Raw genomic sequence first — 21,737 nt, 5'->3', positions numbered from 1 at the left:
CGGGGCATAACTTGAATTGACAGCAGGAGTATGTTAAAATTGGATTAGCTATAGTAAGTTTGTGCATCACAGATGAAGGCTGTGGTGCATTTTCATGTATAGAGACGGAATGTACAAAAGCCGATTGCCGCACTTGTTGATGTGGATGTAATACAGGGAGATAACAAATGGATGCAGGGATAAAGGAGACAAAAGAACAGGCATTAAAGGAAATGGAGCTTTTTAAGACGGTATTTGACGGTGTACGTCTGCTGAATATGCATGCATTAGAACTGATCGGAAAGGGACTGGGTTCTTATTCCCTTACAGAATCGGAGCAGAAGTTTGATTTCTGGGAGAAAGAGCATCCGTGTGACAACGACAGCTGTATTGTGCTGCAGGCTCTGAGAGATAAAGACGTTCATACGAAACTGGAATATATCGGATCTCAGTTGTACGAAGTGACCGCACGCTATATGGAAGTCGAAGGAGAACCATATGTTCTGGAACTTGTCAAACGGATGGATGATAACTATATGATTGATGAGAAGCAGCGTGAGAAACTGCTGAGACATTTCGGCGGTTACCATGAACAACTGTACAAGGATGCTTTGACAGGGGCTTATAACAGAAGGTATTTTGAAGAGAAGATCCGTAAGTCGACGGTATCAGCCGGAGTAGCCATGATCGATTTGGATGATTTCAAGTTGTATAATGATTCATTTGGCCATGATACCGGTGATGTTGTGCTGATTACTTTTGTCAATATTATCAAAAACTGTACCCGAAAGACAGATATGCTGATTCGTTATGGCGGTGATGAATTTCTGCTGATTATGCCGGGCATCAAAGAACAGGATTTCAAGAACAAGCTGCTTCAGATCCTGGATGAGGTCCGCAGAGCAGATGTGCCGGGGCATGGCGGTCTGAGATTGTCAGCCAGCATCGGCGGTGTTTTGTCCAACGGCAGTGTGATCGAGGATGCCATTGGAAGAGCGGACAAACTGATGTATCAGGCCAAGAATCGCAAGAATATGGTCGTTACGGAGGATAACCTGGTGGCGGATGGTATCAAGAAAGGAATGCTGCATGACCGTGAGAAAATCAGACAGTTGATTCTGATCGTGGATGATTCGGAACTGAATCGGGCGCTGCTGTCAGAAATGCTGAAGGATGATTTCAGAATCCTGGAGGCTTCCAACGGACGGGAATGTCTGGATGCACTGGAACAGTACGGTATGGGTATTTCACTTGTTCTGCTGGATATCAATATGCCGGTGATGGATGGCTTTGAAGTCCTGGTCCAGATGAACCGTAATCACTGGATTGAAGATATTCCTGTTGTTATGATATCCAGTGATGATACAGCGTCCAACATTAAGCAAGCATACGATATGGGCGTTTCTGATTATATCCGCAGACCTTTTGATGCCCAGGTTGTTTTCCGACGTGTCGTCAATACAATCAAATTGTATGCGAAGCAGCGTCGTCTGATTACTCTTGTAACAGACCAGATTGATGAGAAAGAGAAGAACAATCAGATCATGATCCGGATATTGAGCCAGATTGTTGAGTTTCGTAATGGTGAGAGTGGGCTCCATGTTGAGCACATTAACATATTAACAGGTCTGCTTCTGGAGCGTCTTGTTCAGAAAACAGATCATTATGATCTGACATGGTCAGACCAGTATAGGATCACATTGGCATCAGCCCTGCATGATATCGGCAAGATTGGCATTGATGACAAGATTTTGAATAAACCGAGCAGATTGACGAAAGAAGAATTTGAGATTATGAAGAGTCATACGCTGATCGGCGCATCGATTCTTGAGAATCTTGGAGCGTATCAGGAGGAACCGTTGCTTAAGGCAGCTTATCAAATCTGCAGATGGCATCATGAGCGATACGACGGCAAAGGTTACCCGGATGGCCTGCGGGGAGATGAAATTCCGATTTCTGCACAGGTTGTTTCTGTAGCGGATGTGTATGATGCGCTTGTCAGTGAACGTGTCTATAAGAAGGCAATCTCGCATGAGAAGGCTATTGAAATGATCCTGAATGGTGAGTGCGGTGTATTTAATCCGATATTGATGGAGTGTCTGGTGGATATCAAGGATAAGATACATGAAGAGAGTCAATTGGAGGTATTGAGATGACGCTAAAAGAAGCTTATGAATCTGTAGAATCGAATTATGATAATGTATTGAAGCGACTCGGAAGTGAAGGGATGATCAAACGTTTTGCAGTTAAATTCATCGATGATCCGACGTTCGGAGAATTGAAGAATGCACTGGCAGCAGGAGATGGCGAAAGCGCTTTCCGTGCCGCACATACAATGAAGGGCATTTGCCTGAATCTTGGATTCGACAAGCTCTATGAAGTGAGTGCGGCTTTAACTGAACAGCTGCGCGGATACGAAATTACCGGCAGTGAAGTCGTGTATCAGCAGGTTGTTGAACAGTATGACCGTCTGATTGCTGCAATTAAGGCGATTGATTAAAGGCCGTTGATTGATGATTGATTGAGGCAATGAATGCGTCAAAACAATAGAGAATAGAGCAGCGGTACACATCGGAAATGATGAATGGCGCTGCTCTATTTTCTATTGTTTTTATTTTAAACAAAAGGCCGGACCACACCTTTAACTAAAGAATGCTGATAGTTAAGAACAGCAGATTCTGTTACCTGATTTGGCCAGGCTTCAATGACTTTATCATCGCCAAGGTAGATGGCAGAATGAATGACGGTACCTTTTTCATTGCAGTAGATAATGATGTCGCCGCGCTTGCGTTCTTTGTAATCCACATGTTTGAATTTAGAGGAGGCCCAGATATTTGCGGATTCATATTCATAACCCGGTGAGGCATGCCGTACAGGATTGATCGGACTCATATCGATACCGGCGGCATAAAGGGCCTGCATAATGAGACCGCTACAGTCGATGCCAAGCCCCGGTGCACCGGATGCGCCGATGATATAATTATCCCCGAGATAGTCATAGGCCCTGCTGATCATGGCTTCAATACAGGCAGTCCGACTGCTGGTATTGTCTATACGAAGCGGTGAAACATAGGCACCGAGGGTGTACCAGTCGTCCTCAGAAAGTCCCATGGCCAGCCAGGTAGTCAGATCGACTGTGCCGGTGGCATTCAGACCATGCTGAGCTTGAAAATCAGCAACTGCGTCGGCAATTTCAGATGTATAAAGGGCACCGTTCATACCAACAGCATTGCCTAGCCCCAGTGTCTGGATCACTTTGGCTGTTTTTAATCCCTCATAGCCCTCAGACAATTCATAGTCACCGCCGGATAAGGAAATACTGTCCTGAATCTGGTAATACTTCAGTGGATTCTGGTAAACGCGGTTTCCCAGAACTACTTCATGGGACAGAAACTGTTCGTATACCATCAAACCGCCCGAGCAAACAACAATCACTACAAGAAACAACAGAATAATTCGACGCCTTAAAGCCCTGCGTCGGGCCTTCTTCCTGGCTCTTTGCCTTTTTAAACGCTTTTGCCGGAGCTGTTCTCTGACGATTGATTCATCAACCAGAGCAGCTCCATCCTCAAAAGCCAGTTCAGTATATAACCCTTTAATATTTCTGCTCATAATTATTATCCCCCTATTACATGATGTTGGGGTCAAAAGGTATTTTGACCCCTTTGATACCAGATTGCTACGTGCTTTGCACTTTCGCAATCCTCAAAAATATTCGTAGACCGATGAGTTTCGCATGCCATATCCAATGAACCTAATAAAAAAATACCATTCCCCTGCATCAAAATTGTATCGCTTTTATTGATTATTACGTTTTTAGAAAAAATTTCTGACATGCTCTTCTCTATTTTTTCATTATTTGTTATACTATACCGTATATTAGGGAACCGGATGAAACACGCTTTGCGAGTTTCATCCGGTATCGCGATATTTGGCAAGGTGCCATGCGAGCATGGGCTTTGCCTCATTATTCGCGTAAAATATTTACTGATTTAATGTGATAAAGAAATCGGTGAATACGGGAAAGAATGTATGTGATAAATAAAAGCAGATAGAATGTAAGATGCGGGGAATCTTGCGAGCAAGATCCTTTTATATAAAAAATGATATCTGCTGTACTGTTTAGATGAGACTGGAGGAATGAAGATGGCAATCACAGATGAAACAATAGAATATGTAGCCGCACTGGCAAAGCTTGATCTGACAGATGAAGAGAAAGAGCGTGCCAAGAAGGATCTCGGCAATATTATCGGCTATGTGGATACAATGAATCAACTTGATACAACAGGTATCGAGCCGATGTCTCATGTATTTGCCTATCATAATGTTTTCAGGGAGGACCTTGTGACAAACGGACCGGACAGAGACAATATTCTGGCCAATGCCCCTGAAGAGAAAGACGGCGGTTTCAAAGTGCCGAGAACGGTTGAATAGCGAGGAGAGAAACAGATGGAGATCACAGCATTAACAGCCCTTGAATTGGGAAAAAAGATTAAAGCGGGCGAAGTGACGGTGGAAGAAGCTGTTAAAGCCCAGCTTGAGAAGATAAAAGAACGGGATAGCGTGTATAACTGCTATGTGACAGTGATGGAAGAAGAAGCCTTAAAGCGTGCGGCGGAAGTACAGAAACAGATCGATGCCGGTGAACTGAATAACTCACCGTTGGCCGGTGTACCTGTGGCAATCAAGGATAATATCTGCACAAAAGGTGTCCTGACTACATGCAGTTCGAAGATTTTGAATAATTTTAAGCCGCCTTATGATGCGACAGTGATTGAGAAACTGGAAGCGGCAGGGGCTGTTATTATTGGTAAGGTTAATATGGATGAGTTTGCCATGGGAAGTACAACAGAGACCTCTTATTTTGGCCCGACAAAGAATCCGTGGAATACGGAACGTGTACCGGGTGGCTCTTCAGGCGGTGCGGCTGCAGCTGTAGCGGCTGAGGAAGCATGGTATGCACTGGGATCTGATACCGGTGGTTCTATTCGTCAGCCAAGTTCTTTCTGCGGTGTCACAGGTCTGAAACCGACTTACGGCAGTGTTTCACGATATGGTCTGATTGCCTATGCATCCTCATTGGACCAGATTGGACCGATCGCAAGAAATGTTTCCGATTGTGCGGCAGTTTTTGAAGCCATTGCAGGTTATGATGCCAAAGACAGTACCAGTGTGAAGATGGATGATTATCATTTTACGGAAGCCCTTGTGGATGATGTGAAAGGACTCCGCATCGGTATTCCGAAGGGGTATCTGGGTGAAGGTCTGGATCCGGAAGTGAAAGAAGCTGTTTTGGCAGCAGCAAAGACACTGGAAGCAAAAGGCGCCATTGTGGAAATGTTTGATATGGATATGGTGGATTATGCGATCCCGGCTTATTATGTCATCGCTTCGGCAGAAGCCAGCTCCAACCTTTCCAGGTTTGATGGTGTGAAATACGGTTACCGGACACCGGACTTTGAGGATCTTCAGGATGTTTACAAGAAAACCCGTGATGAGGGATTTGGTATGGAAGTCAAGCGTCGAATGATGATCGGTGCCTTTGTATTGAGTTCCGGTTATTACGATGCTTACTATATTAAAGCGCTTCAGGTCAAAGCACTGATCAAGAAAGGTTTTGACGATGCATTTGCAAAATATGATATCATCCTTGGACCGACAGCACCGACAACCGCTTTGAAGATGGGTGAGAATCTGTCTGATCCGCTGAAGATGTATCTGGGTGATATTTATACTGTTTCGGTCAATCTGGCAGGGCTTCCGGGTATCAGTCTGCCATGCGGTATCGACAGCAGCGGACTGCCGATCGGTGTGCAGATGATCGGACAGGTATTTTCAGAAAAAACATTGATTCGTGCGGCATATTCACTGGAACAGACAAGAAGCTATGAACGGCCGGCATGTGTGAAGGGAGAGAACTAGACATGAGAGAATATGAAACAGTCATTGGTCTTGAAGTTCACTGTGAACTGGCCACAAAAACAAAGATTTTCTGCGGTTGTACGACAGAATTCGGCGGCGAACCGAATACCCATGTCTGCCCTGTCTGCGCAGGTATGCCAGGTACTTTGCCTGTTTTGAATAAACAGGTTGTAGCGTATGCGCTCTCAGCCGGTGTGGCTTTAAATTGTGATATTACACAGTACTGCAAGTTCGACAGAAAGAATTATTTTTATCCGGATCTTCCGAAGGCTTACCAGATTTCACAGCTTTATCTGCCAATCTGCCGAAATGGTCATGTGGACATTGAAGTGGATGGTGTGAAGAAGAGCATCGGCATTCATGAGATTCACATGGAAGAGGATGCAGGAAAACTGATTCATGATGAGTGGGAAGACTGCACCATTGTTGATTATAACCGATGCGGTGTGCCGCTGATCGAAATTGTCAGTGAACCGGATATGCGCAGTGCGGACGAGGTGATTGCTTACCTGGAAAAGCTGAGGATGATTTTGCAGTATCTGGGGGTTTCTGATTGTAAGATGCAGGAAGGTTCCCTGCGTGCAGATATCAACCTGTCCGTTCGTGAGGCAGGCAGTGACAAACTGGGCACACGAACAGAGATGAAGAATATGAACTCTTTCAAGGCTATTGCCCGGGCCATTGAAGGGGAGATGAACCGTCAGATCGAGCTTCTGGAGGACGGAAAATCCGTCACGCAGGAGACAAGAAGATGGGATGACAATAAATGTGCCAGCTATGCCATGCGTTCCAAAGAGGATGCACAGGATTACAGATACTTCCCGGATCCGGATCTTCCACCTGTATCCATCAGCGATGCCTGGCTTGAAAGGGTGAAAGCGGCTCAGCCGGAAATGCGTGATGCCAAGCTGGCTCGTTATGTAGAAGAATATGGCCTGACAGAACACGACGCAGCCATTTTGACGGAATCCAGGAAAATGGCCGATATTTTCGAAGCGGCTGCTGCTATCTGTAAAAAGCCGAAGGAAGTTTCAAACTGGTTGATTGTGGATACCATGCGTTTGCTTAAAGTACATGAAATGGATGCGGCAGATCTGAAATTCTCACCGGATCATCTTGCAAAATTGATCGAACTGATTGATGCAGGCACTATCAATCGACCGACAGCCAGAGATGTTTTTGAAAAGGTTTTTGCAGAGAATGTGGATCCTGAAGCTTATGTTGAGGCAAACGGTCTGAAGATTGAAGCTGATGACGGTGCCTTAAAAGGCGTTATTGAAGGAATTGTTGCAGCTAATCCGCAGTCTGTGGCAGACTATCATGCAGGCAAGAAGAAAGCTATCGGTTTCCTTGTGGGTCAGACCATGAAAGCTATGAAAGGCAAAGCTGACCCTGGAACGGTGAATAAGATACTGGCAGAAATTTTGAATCAGTAAAAATGATAAAGAGGTAGAATGTATCAATGGGGAATTTTTTTTCAACGGATGGACCGTTGTTTGAAGGAATGGCATATATTATCAACATTATCTATGTCAGTGTCTTATGGATATTGTTTTCAATACCGATCATTACCATTGGCGCATCATCGACGGCACTGTATTATACGGTGACGAAGGTGATCCGTCATGGACGCAGTTATATATTCAGGGAGTTCTGGCAGAGTTTTAAATCCAATCTCAAGCAGTCCACGGCAGTATGGCTGATTTATCTGGTGATGATGGGGATTCTGCTTGTGGATATCCGGGTGATGGGCGCTTTCGGAACAGCTGTTTCACAGACACTGCAGTTTGTTTTCATTGTTGGTATCTGCATGGTATCGGCGGTGATGGTTTATGCATTGGCCTATATTGCACGTTTTACCCAGGATGTACGACATATTTTGACAAACAGTGTGCTGATGGCCATCCGGCACTTGCCGAAAACACTGCTGCTGGTTGTTGTTCTGGCGGCGGCAGTGCTGGGCTGTTACCTGTTTGGGCTTGGGATTGTCTTTATCCCTGCTGTGGCAGCCCTGGTGGATAGTCTGATCCTGGAGAGTATTTTTGTTCAGTATATGAGCAAAGAGGATCGGGAGAAAGAAGCATTGCGCAACCATCCGGAACAGTATGAGTACTATAACCGAAAAGAATAAAAATCTCTGCCGAAGGTTCTTTTATTGGTGCAAACAGGAGCATCAAATAAGAGCGGCTTCATAAGTACATGAATTATTGTTTTATTAATAAAACTTATAAAAAGAAAAAATGCCGATTTTCGTGGGAAAATATGGCATTTTTTTTAAACTTAATTGTTAAAATCCTATTGATTAAACAATCTATATGCGTTAAAATAGGGGCGAACAGAGAAAATACGTCGAATAATGACGGAAACTCTTGAGATTACTTATGGACATCTATAAGCACTATTTATAAGTGGCTTTTATAAATGTTTCTATTAATTTTATGAATAAGTAAAGCGGAAGATGGAGGCAATCATGGAAAAGAAAGAATTGTTATACGAAGGTAAAGCAAAGAAGGTTTATACAACAGAGAATCCGGATGTTTTAATCGTGGACTACAAAGATGACGCAACAGCATTTAATGGTGTAAAGAAGGGTACGATTGTAGGCAAAGGTGTTGTGAATAACCGCATGACGAATCATATTTTCAAGATGCTGGAAGAGAAGGGGATTCCGACTCATTTTATTGAAGAACTTAGTGACAGAGAGACAGCAGTGAAGAAGGTTGAAATCGTTCCGCTTGAAGTTATTGTAAGAAATGTAGCAGCAGGCAGTTTTTCCAAGAAACTTGGTATTGAAGAAGGCTTCAGACTGTTAAGCCCGACACTTGAATTTTCCTATAAGAATGATGAACTGGGCGATCCAATGATCAATGATTATTATGCTGTTGCCATTGGTGCAGCTACAAGAGAAGAAATTGACAAGATTACAGAACTTGTTTTTAAGATCAATGAAATCCTGGTAGATTATTTTAAGAGCATCAAAGTAGATCTGATTGATTTCAAAGTAGAATTTGGTCGTTACAAAGGTCAGATTATCCTTGCTGATGAAATTTCACCGGATACATGTCGATTCTGGGACAGTGAGACACATGAGAAGCTTGACAAAGACCGTTTCAGAAGAGACCTCGGACATGTAGAGGAAGCTTATGAGGAGATTTACAGAAGAATCGGTCTGGCGTAAGTCAGTGGATCAGGAGGATATTGTGGAAAAGCAGCTTCAGAATAAAGGCCGCAGTGAATGCGGCACAGATATAAAAGATGAACTTCATGAGGAGTGCGGCGTCTTTGGCGCTTACAATCTGAAGGGTGAAGATATCGCCAATTGGGTATATTACGGTCTTTTTTCTCTGCAGCATCGCGGACAGGAAAGTTGTGGCATCGCAGTCAGTGAGAATCGTGATATCCGATATTATAAAGACATGGGACTTGTCAGTGAAGTTTTTACACCGGAGAATCTGGACAAGCTTCATGGTGATATTGCTGTCGGCCATGTGCGTTATTCGACAGCGGGCAGCAGTGTGCGTGCCAATGCACAGCCTTTGGTAACAAAGTACATCAAAGGTACATTGGCCATTGTACATAACGGCAATCTGGTCAATGCCGTTGATCTGAGAGAAGAACTTGAGAAAAACGGTGCCATTTTCCAGACAACCATTGATTCAGAGGTTATTGCCTATCTGGTAGCCAAAGAGCGTGTGACAAGTCGTTCTGTTGAGGAGGCCGTGGCAAAAGCCATGCAGTATATCAAAGGTGCCTATTCTCTGCTTGTTATGAGTCCGAGAAAGATTACGGCTGCCAGAGATCCTTTTGGCTTCAAGCCGCTTTGTCTGGGCAAGAGAGATGATACTTATGTGGTGGCTTCTGAAACCTGCGCTCTTGATACCGTTGGTGCTGAATTTATCAGGGATCTGGAACCGGGTGAGATTATCACGATTACTGAGGATGGTGTGAAATCCAATCGTCAGTATTGCAATATGGTGAAACCGGCCAGATGTATTTTTGAATATATTTATTTCGCAAGACCGGACAGTGTCATTGACGATGTGTCTGTTTTCGCTTCCAGAATCATGGCAGGCAGAATTCTGGCTCAGAGCCATCCTGTAGAAGCAGATATGGTTGTGGGTGTACCGGAATCCGGTAATGCCGCAGCCATGGGCTATTCTCTGGAGTCTGGCATTCCGTATGGGCAGGCTTTTGTTAAGAATACTTATGTCGGCCGTACATTCATCAAGCCGAAACAGAGTATGCGTGAGCAGAGTGTCAAGATTAAATTAAATGTTCTGAAAGAGAACGTTAAAGGCAAACGGATCATCATGGTGGATGATTCTATTGTCCGTGGCACTACCAGTGCGAATATCGTCACCATGCTGAGAAATGCAGGGGCAACAGAAGTTCATGTACGCATCAGTTCACCGCCGTTTAAGTTCCCTTGTTATTTCGGAACGGATATTCCAAGCGGTGATCAGCTGATAGCCAATCATCATACCATCGATGAAATCAGACAGCTTCTCGGTGCGGACTCTCTGGGTTATCTGGACTGCGACAGAATGAATGAAATGGTCAAAGACCTTGAATATTGCGACGCCTGTTTCACAGGAAACTATCCTGTAGACCCTCCGACGAGAGACATCCGCGGAGACATGGAAGTTTAAAAGCTTCTGAACTGAAAAGTTCAAGAAGCCTGCGGATGAAGCGTGTCATTATAGAACTGTGAGAAACACGCTCCGCGAGTTTCTCAAGTTATCGCGGCCTCTACACTCCGTTTCGGTCGTTGCTAAACAAGCGCCACTGGCGCTTAGCAACGCCAAGGTCTCGTGCAAGCACGGACTTTGGCTCGTTGCTCGCGTAAATTAAAAATGAGCAATGCAGCACAGGCACGTTTGCACTGCGATAATGCTGGCAGTGGTACATAAGGCGGTAAAAAACACCACCTGAGAACCAGCCGCATTATAAGCACCTGTACTGTATTGCTCGTTTTAATTCTATATTTGAAGTATTTGATCGCAGGCTGTAAGAAAAATCAGTTCAGAAGATTTTAAACTTCTGCCGGGAATCGAAGAATCCCGGACAAAGCAGATATCATACTTCTGCAAAAATATAGTAGCGTTAGAAATAAAAAAATGCTATAATGAGCGATGTAAGAAGAAGACAGAAGAAGCTTTTCAACACTTAGGTTGAAGTGAGTCGGGGATTTGTTTTCTTTTAATCAATTATGCGATGAGATTAACAGGGATTGTGAAACTTGATACATCCCGGAAAGAAGATATAAAAATCGACAGGTCATAAGCAGGTGCTTCCAGCGTGGCTGGTACTTAGGCGCTGTTTTGTAGCGCCTTATGTACCACTGCCAACGTTGGGCAGCGCGAGCGTGCCTGCTATGACCTGTCGATTTTTATATCTTTCCGATAAACCTGAAGTTTCACAATCCCGTCAAATAAAAGGAGAAAAATTATGAATCACGAGATTTATCAGAGCCCCCTTTCAGAGCGTTATGCCAGCAAAGAAATGCAGTATGTTTTTTCACCGGAGATGAAGTTTAAGACATGGAGAAGACTTTGGATCGCTCTGGCTGAAACAGAGCAGGAACTCGGTCTTGACATTACAGATGAGCAAATTGCGGAGCTGAAAGCTGCTAAGGATGATATTAATTATGATGTAGCCAAGAAGCGTGAGAAAGAGGTTCGTCATGATGTCATGTCTCATGTTTATGCTTACGGACAGCAGTGCCCGAAGGCAAAGGGGATTATCCATCTGGGTGCGACATCCTGTTATGTTGGCGATAATACAGATGTGATCATTATGCGTGAAGCGCTTTACATTGTCAGAAAGAAACTGATCAATGTTATTGCAGAATTGAAAGATTTTGCTATGAAGTACAGAAATATGCCGACACTGGCTTTCACACATTTCCAGCCGGCTCAGCCGACAACTGTCGGCAAGAGAGCAGCACTTTGGCTCAATGAACTGATCATGGATCTGGATGATGTGAATTATATTATTTCTCAGTTGAAGCTTCTTGGTTCCAAAGGTACAACAGGTACACAGGCAAGTTTCCTGGAGCTTTTTGACGGCGACCATGAGAAATGCAAAGAGGCTGATAAGAGGATTGCCCAGAAGATGGGATTTGAAGCATGTTTTCCTGTTTCCGGACAGACATATTCCCGTAAGCTGGATACACGTGTGTTGAATGTTCTCAGCGGAATTGCTCAGAGTGCGCACAAGTTTTCCAACGATATTCGTCTTCTTCAGCATCTGAAGGAAATTGAAGAACCATTTGAAAAGCATCAGATCGGTTCATCGGCGATGGCTTATAAGAGAAATCCAATGAGAAGTGAGCGTATTGCTTCTCTTTCAAGATACGTGATGGTAGATGTTCTGAATCCTGCAATTACAGCGGCAACACAGTGGTTTGAGAGAACTCTGGATGATTCAGCTAATAAACGTCTCAGTGTGCCGGAAGCATTTCTTGCCATTGATGGTATTTTGGATTTATATCTGAATGTTGTCGATGGTCTGGTTGTTTATCCGAAGGTTATTGAACAGCATCTGATGAATGAACTGCCATTTATGGCAACTGAGAATATCATGATGGATGCGGTGAAAGCCGGCGGTGACAGACAGGAACTGCACGAGAAGATTCGTCAGCATTCTATGGCAGCAGGCCGTGTTGTCAAGGAAGAAGGCAAGCCGAATGACCTTCTGGAGCGTATTGCAGCGGATCCTTCCTTCGGTATGACAATGGATCAGCTGAAAGCAATTATGAAGCCAGAGAACTTTGTCGGCCGTGCACCTCAGCAGGTTGAGGAATTTGTCGAAGAAGTGATTCAGCCGATTTTGGATGCGAACAAAGAATTATTGGGTGTCAAGGCTGAAATTAACGTATAATTTGTAATTGTTCAGAGCCAAGCAAAATTTCAAAAACAGGTATAAAATGCTTGCATTTTTAAGACTGTTTTTGAAATTTTATTTGGCGGATACGCCACACCGACGAAATGCGTAGCATTTTGGAGGTTAGCTCTGAACAGTTACGTATAATTTAATTAAAGATGTTATTAGTGGCAGCATTATGTGTAAAAGCATGGTGCTGCCGGTTTGAGTATGGGGGAGAAGACTTGATTACGTTTGCAATCACAGATATCGGGGATTTTACAAGAAAATTACTGATTCAGAATGTTTTTGACCAGTTTTACGTTCTCGAGGGAGAAGTATCCACATTTGCTGCTTTTACCATTGACGGGGAATTAAACGAGGATTACTATAGCAGTGATGAAACAGAGCTTCTTCAGGATAGAAAATGGAGTCTTTGGTCGGAGATTAAGCCGGTGGCTTTTTTGCTGATGAAGGGGAAGAAACTGCCTGTTTCATTCAAATTTGTTCTGCAGCTGTCTGATCACAATACAGACTGGCTCCTTGGCAAATATCATTTGGAACATTTGAAGGAACAGCTATCCGGACTGTATCTGAATATTCGCTATCAGGACAAGAAGCTGATTTGCGTCACGGGGCTTTCTTATAAAACTTTTGTTATGGATAAGACACTGGAACATGTCTGGGATGACACTGCGGCGCAGTTTATGAAGCAGAATGGGATTACAGTGGAAAAAGTGTAGAAATGTTGGAGGAAAATACAATGGATAAAACAATCTTTGTGTTGCTGGATGCCTGTCAGTACGAAGCGGCCAGCAAGTATCTGGGATATCTTGAACATATGATTGATTATAATAAAGGTGCGAAATATAAAGTGTTGGGTGAACTGCCGTCACTTTCAAAGCCGATGTATGCCACCCTTTTTACCGGGCTTCCTGTATGCAAGCACGGTGTGACCTGTAATGAGGTGGGCGGAGTACTGCCTTATGACAGCGTCTTTTCATTGTGCCGCAAGGCAGGCGGCAGAACAGCTGCGATTTCTTACTCATGGATGAGTGAACTTTACAGCAGGGCACCGTATGTATCAGACAGAGACAGGGTGCAGTTGGATGCTGAGGGCTCCATTCAGTACGGTATGTACTACTGGGATGATAACTATCCAGATTCCCACGTCTTTGCCGAGGGAGAATGCCTGCGCAAAACTTTCGACCCGGATTTTATGCTGTATCACACTATGGCGGTGGATGAATGGGGTCACATGAAAGGGGCAGACAGTGCTGAATATGCCAATGCGGTGGCTGCTGTGGGACATCTTATAGCAGCAAGAATGCCGGAATGGTTGGAGAAAGGATACCAAGTAGTGGTGACAGCAGACCACGGAATGAACAACCTTGGTATTCATGTGGGGACGGAACATGCCCAGAGAGAGGTTGCACTCTATATTTTCAGCGATAAAGTGGAGAATGGACGTTTTGAGGAAAATTATATTTCACAGCTGAATGTGGCACCGCTGGTGTGCAAACTGATGGGCGTTCCAGCGACAGAGGATATGAAGCAGGAGTTGGAGATTGTTTTTTCTAAATAATTATATGATTCAAAATAAGCATACAAAATAATCAATCGAATAGTAAAAGAAAAAGGTTCTGATAGATATTGATGTGAGATATCTATCAGAACCTTTTCTTTTATAGAATATTTTATAAAGCCATCGGTAGTGCGGAACTGACCTGATGGATCTCACTATATGAAGGACGGTGCTGACAGACTGATTTCTGCCAACAGAGAAATTATATGCTCCGGGAGGTTTTTTTATATTAGCACTCGTTAAAAATGAGTGCTAATTTTTTCTTGACATTTAGAAATAAAGGTATTACAATACTTGTTAGCAGAAGACGCTGATGACTGCCAATAGTTGGCATTTTATTATATTATTGTATAGAACAGGAGTGTTGAATATGTCAGAAGTTAAACAGGAACAGGGCAATTTATCGATTAACAGTGAGAATTTGTTCCCAATTATTAAGAAATGGCTGTATTCAGACCATGATATATTTTTCAGAGAGTTAATCTCCAATGGCTGTGATGCAGTGACAAAGGTACAGAAGCTTGAAGTGATGGGTGAGTACCAGCTTCAGGAAGGTGAGAAGTTCCGTGTGGATGTCATTGTGAATCCGGAAGAGAAGACATTGAAGTTTATCGATAATGGTATCGGTATGACAGCAGATGAAGTGAAAGAGTATATTACACAGATTGCTTTCTCCGGTGCGACAGATTTCCTTGAGAAGTACAAGGACAAGACAAATGAAGATCAGATCATCGGTCATTTTGGTCTTGGTTTCTATTCTGCATTTATGGTTGCAGATAAGGTTACAATTGATACACTGTCCTATCAGGAAGGCGCAGAACCGGTATTCTGGGAATGTGACGGTGACAGTGAATATAGCATGAGCAAGGGCAGCAGAACAACAAGAGGTACAGAGATTACATTGTATCTGAATGAAGACAGCTATGAATTCTCCAATGAATATCGTGCCCGTGAGGTCATTACAAAGTACTGTTCTTTCATGCCTGTTGAGATCTACCTCAGCAAAGAAGGCGGCGAACAGGAATATCAGACCATCGAGAAGGATGAACTTCGTGAGGACGATGTCATCGCAGAGACAATTGTCGAAGATGAGAAGACAGAAGAGAAGGAGAATGAGAACGGCGAGAAAGAAACCGTTGTTGTATCGCCTCGTAAGGAAAGATACAAGATCAATAAGCGTCCTTCCCTGATGAATGATATCCATCCATTGTGGACAAAGCATCCGAATGACTGTACAGATGAAGAATACAAGGAATTTTACAGAAGTGTTTTCCATGATTATAAGGAACCTTTATTCTGGATCCATCTGAATATGGATTATCCGTTTAACCTGAAGGGTATTTTGTACTTCCCTAAGATTAACATGGAATATGAATCCATTGAAGGTACAATTAAACTGTACAACAATCAGGTATTTATCGCAGATAATATCAAGGAGGTTATTCCTGAATTCCTGATGCTCTTAAAGGGTGTCATCGATTGTCCGGATCTGCCTTTGAACGTTTCAAGATCTGCACTGCAGAATGATGGTTTTGTTAAGAAGATTTCTGATTATATTACGAAGAAGGTCGCAGACAAGCTCTCCGGTATGTGCAAGACAGATAGAGAAAGCTATGAGAAGTATTGGGATGATATTAATCCATTCATCAAGTTCGGCTGCATCAAGGATGACAAGTTCAACGAGAAGATGAAGGATTACATCATTTACAAGGATCTTGATGGCAAGTATATTTCACTGGATGAATATCTTGAGGCTGCTAAGGATAAACATGAGAATCAGGTATTCTATGTCACTGATGAACTGCAGCAGTCACAGTATATCAACATGTTCAGGGAACAGGGACTGAATGCGGTTATCCTGAAGAATCCAATCGATCAGCCATTCATCAGCCGTCTTGAAGAGGCAATGAAGGACAAGAATGTGAAGTTCAGACGTATTGATACAGATCTGGCGGACGTATTCAAAGAAGCAGCCAGTGAAGATGACAAGAAGGTTCTTGAAGAGGATCAGACAAAGCTGACAGATATCTTCAAGAAAGCTCTTGGTGTAGAAGAACTGGATGTGAAGGTTGAGAAACTGAAGAATGCAGACACATCAGCCATGATTACATTATCCGAGGATATGCGTCGTATGCAGGATATGATGAAGATGTACGGCATGAGTCAGGGTCAGATGGGCACAGAAGGCCAGACCCTTGTACTGAATGCGAATAATGCACTGGTACAGTATGTACTGAACAATCCGGAAGGCGAGCATGTCAATATGTTCTGTCAGCAGATTTATGATCTGGCATTATTAAGCCACTGCCCATTAAGTGCAGAAGCCATGACGAAATTCGTTGCAAGAAGCAACGAAATTCTGAAACTCCTTGCAAAATAAAGTAAATGTATATTTTTACAAATTGATCGAATTTTTATGCACTACAATGATAAACGGATAATTCGATAATGTAGTAAATGAGTAACAAATTAGCACGGCACTATAATAAAGTATAAATATAAGAAGAAATCCGCTCCGGTAAAAACAAACCGGAACGGATTTCTTTTTTGTATCCTTCAATATGTAATATTCAATATTATGAGAACATTTCGCAAAGGATACGAACAACCAGTGTCCTTGGAAGAAGAACCGGAAGTCCGGTGATCTCCTGGATACGGTGCTTCATCTCCATGGTAAATCCCATACAGTCGGTACAGATAAAAGCCAGATCCTTGTCCTTAAAGAAAGAAGCTGCTTCTACGATTTTGTCAAATTCCAGATACGGAGAGGCAGAGGTGGCTTCTATAGAGATGCCGCTTTTGCCCCAGGTATGATAAGCCTGTTCCACCTGATCCGGTTCCGGGACAAGGATGCCGATTTTTTGATTGCCCGCCAGTTTAGCAGCAATAGCATGGAAAAGCGGCTGAGGTTCGATGAAAAGCACCTGGTGTCTGAATTCCGGAAAAACGCCGGTACAGAACAGGATAATCGCTGATACGCCTTCTGCCTCTGCCTGATCAATCTTCTGCTGGACAAGGGGACGGATAAAACGTTCTGTAAATTTGGCCTGCCTGCCATCACGCATGCGAGAGACCAGCACTTCATCATCTTCAGATGGAGCAAACTGTGACATGACTTCTTCATAGGTCATATCATCTAAAGCACCATATTCTGTCAATGTCATGTAATCCGGCAGCAGCGGCAGGATATCTCTGGTGATATCCGTGCGGGGTGCCTGTCCGATGGTAATTGCACCGATTTTGATCTGTTTCATGTAATCAGTCCTTTTATTTATCCTTGCCGAAAGTCTGGAATACGTTCATTGGTCCGTATAATTCAATCAGATGATCGTATTCTTTCTGATCATAGAAAGAAATGATGCCGTCGCCATAACCTTTGGCAACTTCGACAGCAAATCTTGCAGCGGATTCAACATCTTCAAAATGGCATGCACCTGTAGCGCAGCCGGCGACTGGCTGTTCTGTTGTAATGGCAACACCTACAACAGGGGCATTTGTTGAAGTCGCAGGCTGAAGAATACTGTTCAGATGGTGCAGATCATTGCCGTAAGGGGTGATATCCTGCTGTGCAACAGGGAAAATAGCAGGCAGCTTGCCTGTGACACGTGTCATAACGTCCATCAGGTCATTGCTGACTTCAAGAATATAGCCTTCTTTGATGGTCGGAGAAAGTGCGAAACCGTTTAAATTGATGACACGGTTTCCTTTTGTTGTATCAATAGAAAGAATGGCATCCATATCCGGAAGAACTTCTTTCTCATTGTTTGTTGTCATGTCGATTGGTGAACCCATGAATGGTACAGGAAAATGTTCCTGAGTTGGTGCATCCGGGCAGATATGGGTTGCGATGATGACATCACCTTTCATAATGTCACCTTTGGTGTTCATTTCTGTCAGTTTAAGACCGGCAGCCAGTGCAGCTAATGCACCATCGCCATCAGAAACGAAACCTGTCACTTCGGGTCTTGCACCAAGTCCGCCAAGACGTCCAATGATTCCGAGTGTCGGAGCAGAGCCACCGACAGATTTTCCTTCGCTGCCTTTAATGAGAATTGTTACACAATCTGTGTCGCCTTCATCACCTTTGACATTTTCTACAGTAACTTCTACGTTACCTCTTTCCTTAAAAAGATCTGTGACTGTTGTGCCGTTGGCAGCAGGAGTGTCAAGCAGATCAAACAGTTCGATAACCTGTCTTAATAACATGGTTAATTGCCTCCTTAGATATAAAATGATATATGGCATATTTGCACATTACATTCAGTTTATAGCAAAATGTGATATGGGTCAATAGAATTTGAAAGGAAATCCTCTCTTTTAACAGATTAAAGTGACGAATGAATAAATTTTTTGAATAAAAATGCAAAAGGACTTGCAGAATTGAAAATACAATAGTATAATACGTCTTGTGCAGACAAATGTCCATTGTGGATATATCATTATGGATATATGATGTAAGGAGTTGAAAGCTATGCAGAGTTCAATCGTAAGTGAAGCGAAAGCGATTGAGAACGAGCTGATCGCACATCGCAGACATCTCCATCAGAATCCGGAGCTTGGATTTGATCTTCCGGAGACAACAGCGTATGTGATGCAGCAATTAAGAGAATATGGATATGCACCAAAGGCGGTCGGAAAAGCAGGTATCAGTGCAGTGATCGGCCCTGATGGCGGGAAGACTTTTTTGATTCGCGGCGATATGGATGCACTTCCGATGAAGGAAGAGACAGGATTGCCGTTTTGTTCTATCAATGGGAAAATGCATGCCTGCGGACATGATTTTCATACATCTGCCCTTCTTGGGGCGGCCAAACTTCTGAAAGCCCATGAAAGTGAGTTGAAGGGGCAGGTGAAGCTGATGTTTCAGCCGGCGGAGGAGATCATGGATGGAGCCAATGACATGATTGCGGCTGGTATTCTGGAGAATCCTCATGTGGATGCGGCTATGGCAATCCATGTGCTGCATGACAGCCTTGGCAAGGCCGGCTATACAAGAGGAACAGGCTGCGGTTCCAGTGATGTCTTTACAATTAAGGTCAAAGGTATCGGCGGACACGGTGCAGCACCTCACAGAAATGTAGATCCCATCAATGTGGCCTGTCATATACAGCTGGCCCTTCAGACCATCAACAGCAGAGAGATCAATCCAAATGAACTGATTGTCCTGACGATTTGTTCTATGCATGCAGGAACGGCAGCCAATATTATGCCGGCTGAGGCAGTTCTGCAGGGAACAATCCGGACAATGAACATGGATGTCAAGGCTTTTGCCAGACAGAGACTGATTGATATCTGCGAAGGTGTATGTAAGACATTCCGTGCGGAATGTGAAATTGATTTCATTGGAGATGGTATTCCGCCAATGTATAATGATGATCAGCTTTTAACGGATACCATCCGTTATATTGATGATCTGCTCGGTGAAAGTACGGCACAGCCGATCGAGCGAATGACGGGGTCCGAAGATTTTTCGGCACTTTCCGTTAAGGTTCCATCTGTCCTGTACTGGTTTGGTACGGGAAGCACGGAAGAAGGCTATAATTATGGTGTTCACGATTGCAGGGTTACTTTTAATGAAGAAGCAATCCACAGAATGGCTGCTGTGTATACAGAATGTGCCATGAGATGGCTGGAGGAACACCAGTAGTTATAATTTTTTCACGAGGAGGAAAAGAGATGAAAAAAAGAATTTTAGCACTTGCACTTGTTGCATCCATGTGCGTTTCTCTTGCAGCCTGCGGTAATTCTGGTTCTAAAGAAACAGAAGGTACAGCAGCAAACAGTTCTTCAGCTGCAGCAGAGACAACAGCATCCGGCGAGACAGAAGCAGAAGGAGATCCAGTCAAAGGTGGTACACTGACAATTTCCTTATCCGCTTCACCAAGTAAACTGGATCCAATCCACTACAGCGGTGTTTATGAAAGCCAGATTATCAAAAATGTCTGTGATACTCTGGTCGAGTACAACAAGGATTTATCTGAGTATGTACCTTCTCTGGCAACAGACTGGACAGTTTCTGATGATGGTATGACATATGTATTCAATATCCGTCAGGGTGTTAAGTTCCAGAAAGGAAAGTATCAGGATGGCCGTGAGATGACAGCGGAAGATGTTGCTTACTCACTGAACCGTTCAGGTGAACTTTCAGACAGCAACCGTCTGTCCATGCTTGACAAAGCAGAAGCAACAGGCGATTATGAAGTGACATGTACACTGAAAACAGCGAACTCTTCTTTCCTGACAGCATTAACAGATGCGGGCAACGCAATCGTTCCTAAGGAAGAAGTTGAAGGCTGGGGCGATGACTTTGGCAGCCATTTAGTTGGTACAGGTCCTTTCTCTCTGGAATCTTTTCAGCTTGACCAGCAGGCAGTTCTGAAGAAGAACGCTGATTACTGGTTGGCAGAGCCAAATCTTGATGAAGTTATTTTCAAGGTTATCACAGACTCTACACAGGCAGCCAATGCACTTCAGACAGGTGAGCTTGATGTCGCCATGGATCTGAAGGGTGAATCTGTTCAGAAAGTTAAGGATAATGCAGATCTGACTCTGCTTGAGACACCGGGACTTCATGTTGCATACATTTACTTCAACATGGAACAGGGACCTACAGCTGATATCAAAGTCAGAAAAGCGCTGATTGAAGCAGTCAATGTAGAGGAAATGGTTGCTTCCCTGTATAAATACGGCGAAGCACAGAAAGCAAGCCTTCCACTGCCTCCGGGCTCATGGGGTTACGATGCTTCTCTTGAAAGCAAAGTTCCAGGTTATGATCCAGAAGATGCCAAAGCCCTTCTTGCAGAAGCTGGTTACGGTGACGGCCTGACACTTGATCTTTACATCAGTGATACAGAAGCAAGACAGAACATGGCTGTCCTTCTTCAGGCTTACTGGGCACAGGTTGGCGTTACTTTAAACATTCATGCATCTGAATGGGGCACATTCTCAGAAGTTGCAATGTCAAATAATGCAGATGTCTATGGTATGTCCTGGACATGGTATCCGGATCCATACTTCTTCCTGAACAAACTCTTCTCAACAGATGAGTTTGGCGGTATCGGTAATGGTCAGCATTACTCCAACCCACAGGTTGATGAATTACTTCAGAAAGCGCTGGAAGCAACAGATCAGGCTGATCGTGCAGATTACTATAAACAGGCGCTTGCTCTGATCGTAGATGATCTTCCAGGTCTCTTCTATGCAAATGAAAACGTTATCTACGGTGTTAACGGCCGTGTTCATGATTTTATTGAGAGAGCAGATAATACAGTCAAATTTGTTACAACAGAAAACAATGTATGGGTAACAGACTAATATTAATGAGTGTTTGAAAGCGGGGCGCGGCGAGTTCGCGCCTCTCTTTTTAAGAAGTCCGCAGTGGATTGCG

General features: G+C 43.7%; 17 protein-coding genes. 14 read left to right on the top strand and 3 right to left on the bottom strand.

What is annotated here, in order from left to right; genetic code table 11:
• Positions 1 to 167 precede the first annotated feature (167 nt).
• Together NBH03_RS08370 and NBH03_RS08365 are read left to right on the top strand one after the other, a co-directional pair.
• The gene (locus tag NBH03_RS08370) at positions 168 to 2,135 is read left to right on the top strand and encodes a diguanylate cyclase domain-containing protein (RefSeq protein WP_250799077.1); all 1,968 of its coding nucleotides are present in this window, start codon (positions 168 to 170) and stop codon (positions 2,133 to 2,135) included.
• Positions 2,132 to 2,479 carry an Hpt domain-containing protein gene (locus NBH03_RS08365; protein ID WP_250799076.1) on the top strand — a complete coding sequence of 116 codons (348 nt, stop codon included), beginning with the start codon at positions 2,132 to 2,134 and terminating at the stop codon, positions 2,477 to 2,479. The genes NBH03_RS08370 and NBH03_RS08365 overlap by 4 nt, the downstream gene beginning before the upstream one ends.
• Positions 2,480 to 2,595: 116 nt before the next feature.
• On the opposite strand, the gene NBH03_RS08360 is transcribed toward NBH03_RS08365, so the two are convergent.
• On the bottom strand, positions 2,596 to 3,591 hold the full coding sequence (locus tag NBH03_RS08360; RefSeq protein WP_250799074.1) for a C40 family peptidase: 996 nt from the start codon (positions 3,589 to 3,591) through the stop codon (positions 2,596 to 2,598).
• A 528-nt stretch (positions 3,592 to 4,119) separates the two neighbouring features.
• On the opposite strand from NBH03_RS08360, the gene gatC reads away from it, so the two are divergent.
• The 10 genes from gatC to htpG all read left to right on the top strand — a co-directional run bounded on the left by gatC (position 4,120) and on the right by htpG (position 16,730).
• Positions 4,120 to 4,413 carry an Asp-tRNA(Asn)/Glu-tRNA(Gln) amidotransferase subunit GatC gene (gene gatC / locus NBH03_RS08355; protein ID WP_117526860.1) on the top strand — a complete coding sequence of 98 codons (294 nt, stop codon included), beginning with the start codon at positions 4,120 to 4,122 and terminating at the stop codon, positions 4,411 to 4,413.
• Positions 4,414 to 4,428: 15 nt separating this feature from the next.
• Positions 4,429 to 5,901: an Asp-tRNA(Asn)/Glu-tRNA(Gln) amidotransferase subunit GatA gene (gatA, locus tag NBH03_RS08350; protein WP_250799072.1), complete on the top strand. Its 1,473-nt coding sequence runs from the start codon at positions 4,429 to 4,431 to the stop codon at positions 5,899 to 5,901.
• A 2-nt stretch (positions 5,902 to 5,903) separates the two neighbouring features.
• Positions 5,904 to 7,337 (top strand): Asp-tRNA(Asn)/Glu-tRNA(Gln) amidotransferase subunit GatB, encoded by a 1,434-nt coding sequence (gatB, locus tag NBH03_RS08345; protein WP_117541373.1) that lies wholly within the window; start codon positions 5,904 to 5,906, stop codon positions 7,335 to 7,337.
• A gap of 26 nt (positions 7,338 to 7,363) precedes the next feature.
• Positions 7,364 to 8,032, top strand: a complete 669-nt coding sequence (locus NBH03_RS08340; RefSeq protein ID WP_227081843.1) for a YesL family protein — start codon at positions 7,364 to 7,366, stop codon at positions 8,030 to 8,032.
• Positions 8,033 to 8,371: 339 nt separating this feature from the next.
• The gene (gene purC / locus NBH03_RS08335; RefSeq protein ID WP_015512867.1) at positions 8,372 to 9,079 is read left to right on the top strand and encodes a phosphoribosylaminoimidazolesuccinocarboxamide synthase; all 708 of its coding nucleotides are present in this window, start codon (positions 8,372 to 8,374) and stop codon (positions 9,077 to 9,079) included.
• Positions 9,045 to 10,550 carry an amidophosphoribosyltransferase gene (purF, locus tag NBH03_RS08330; protein ID WP_015512868.1) on the top strand — a complete coding sequence of 502 codons (1,506 nt, stop codon included), beginning with the start codon at positions 9,045 to 9,047 and terminating at the stop codon, positions 10,548 to 10,550. The genes purC and purF overlap by 35 nt, the downstream gene beginning before the upstream one ends.
• A 799-nt stretch (positions 10,551 to 11,349) precedes the next feature.
• Positions 11,350 to 12,783 (top strand): adenylosuccinate lyase, encoded by a 1,434-nt coding sequence (purB, locus tag NBH03_RS08325; RefSeq protein ID WP_250799070.1) that lies wholly within the window; start codon positions 11,350 to 11,352, stop codon positions 12,781 to 12,783.
• Positions 12,784 to 13,010: 227 nt separating this feature from the next.
• Positions 13,011 to 13,508: a DUF5721 family protein gene (locus NBH03_RS08320; RefSeq protein WP_215690286.1), complete on the top strand. Its 498-nt coding sequence runs from the start codon at positions 13,011 to 13,013 to the stop codon at positions 13,506 to 13,508.
• A 20-nt stretch (positions 13,509 to 13,528) separates the two neighbouring features.
• Positions 13,529 to 14,350 carry an alkaline phosphatase family protein gene (locus tag NBH03_RS08315; protein WP_250799068.1) on the top strand — a complete coding sequence of 274 codons (822 nt, stop codon included), beginning with the start codon at positions 13,529 to 13,531 and terminating at the stop codon, positions 14,348 to 14,350.
• 370 nt (positions 14,351 to 14,720) lie between these two features.
• Positions 14,721 to 16,730 (top strand): molecular chaperone HtpG, encoded by a 2,010-nt coding sequence (gene htpG, locus NBH03_RS08310; RefSeq protein ID WP_250799066.1) that lies wholly within the window; start codon positions 14,721 to 14,723, stop codon positions 16,728 to 16,730.
• Between the two features lie 196 nt (positions 16,731 to 16,926).
• Here htpG and NBH03_RS08305 read toward each other — a convergent pair whose 3' ends face one another.
• Both NBH03_RS08305 and NBH03_RS08300 read right to left on the bottom strand, forming a co-directional pair.
• Positions 16,927 to 17,604, bottom strand: coding sequence for an AroM family protein (locus tag NBH03_RS08305; RefSeq protein WP_250799064.1), 678 nt, complete (start codon positions 17,602 to 17,604; stop codon positions 16,927 to 16,929).
• Positions 17,605 to 17,617: 13 nt separating this feature from the next.
• On the bottom strand, positions 17,618 to 18,556 hold the full coding sequence (locus tag NBH03_RS08300) for a DUF1177 domain-containing protein (protein WP_250799061.1): 939 nt from the start codon (positions 18,554 to 18,556) through the stop codon (positions 17,618 to 17,620).
• 265 nt (positions 18,557 to 18,821) lie between these two features.
• Between NBH03_RS08300 and NBH03_RS08295 the strand changes: the two genes are divergently transcribed.
• Complete coding sequence (locus NBH03_RS08295; protein WP_250799054.1) at positions 18,822 to 19,997, top strand: M20 metallopeptidase family protein; 1,176 nt, start codon at positions 18,822 to 18,824, stop codon at positions 19,995 to 19,997.
• A gap of 29 nt (positions 19,998 to 20,026) precedes the next feature.
• Positions 20,027 to 21,664, top strand: coding sequence for an ABC transporter substrate-binding protein (locus tag NBH03_RS08290; protein WP_250799052.1), 1,638 nt, complete (start codon positions 20,027 to 20,029; stop codon positions 21,662 to 21,664).
• Positions 21,665 to 21,737 lie beyond the last annotated feature (73 nt).

Origin of the sequence: Coprococcus intestinalis (genome assembly GCF_023656595.1) — a bacterium.
Classification (GTDB): Bacteria; Bacillota; Clostridia; order Lachnospirales; family Lachnospiraceae; genus Coprococcus_A; species Coprococcus_A intestinihominis.
The sequence above is the reverse complement of the archived record's forward strand: the minus strand, read 5'-3'. Positions and strand labels throughout refer to the sequence as shown.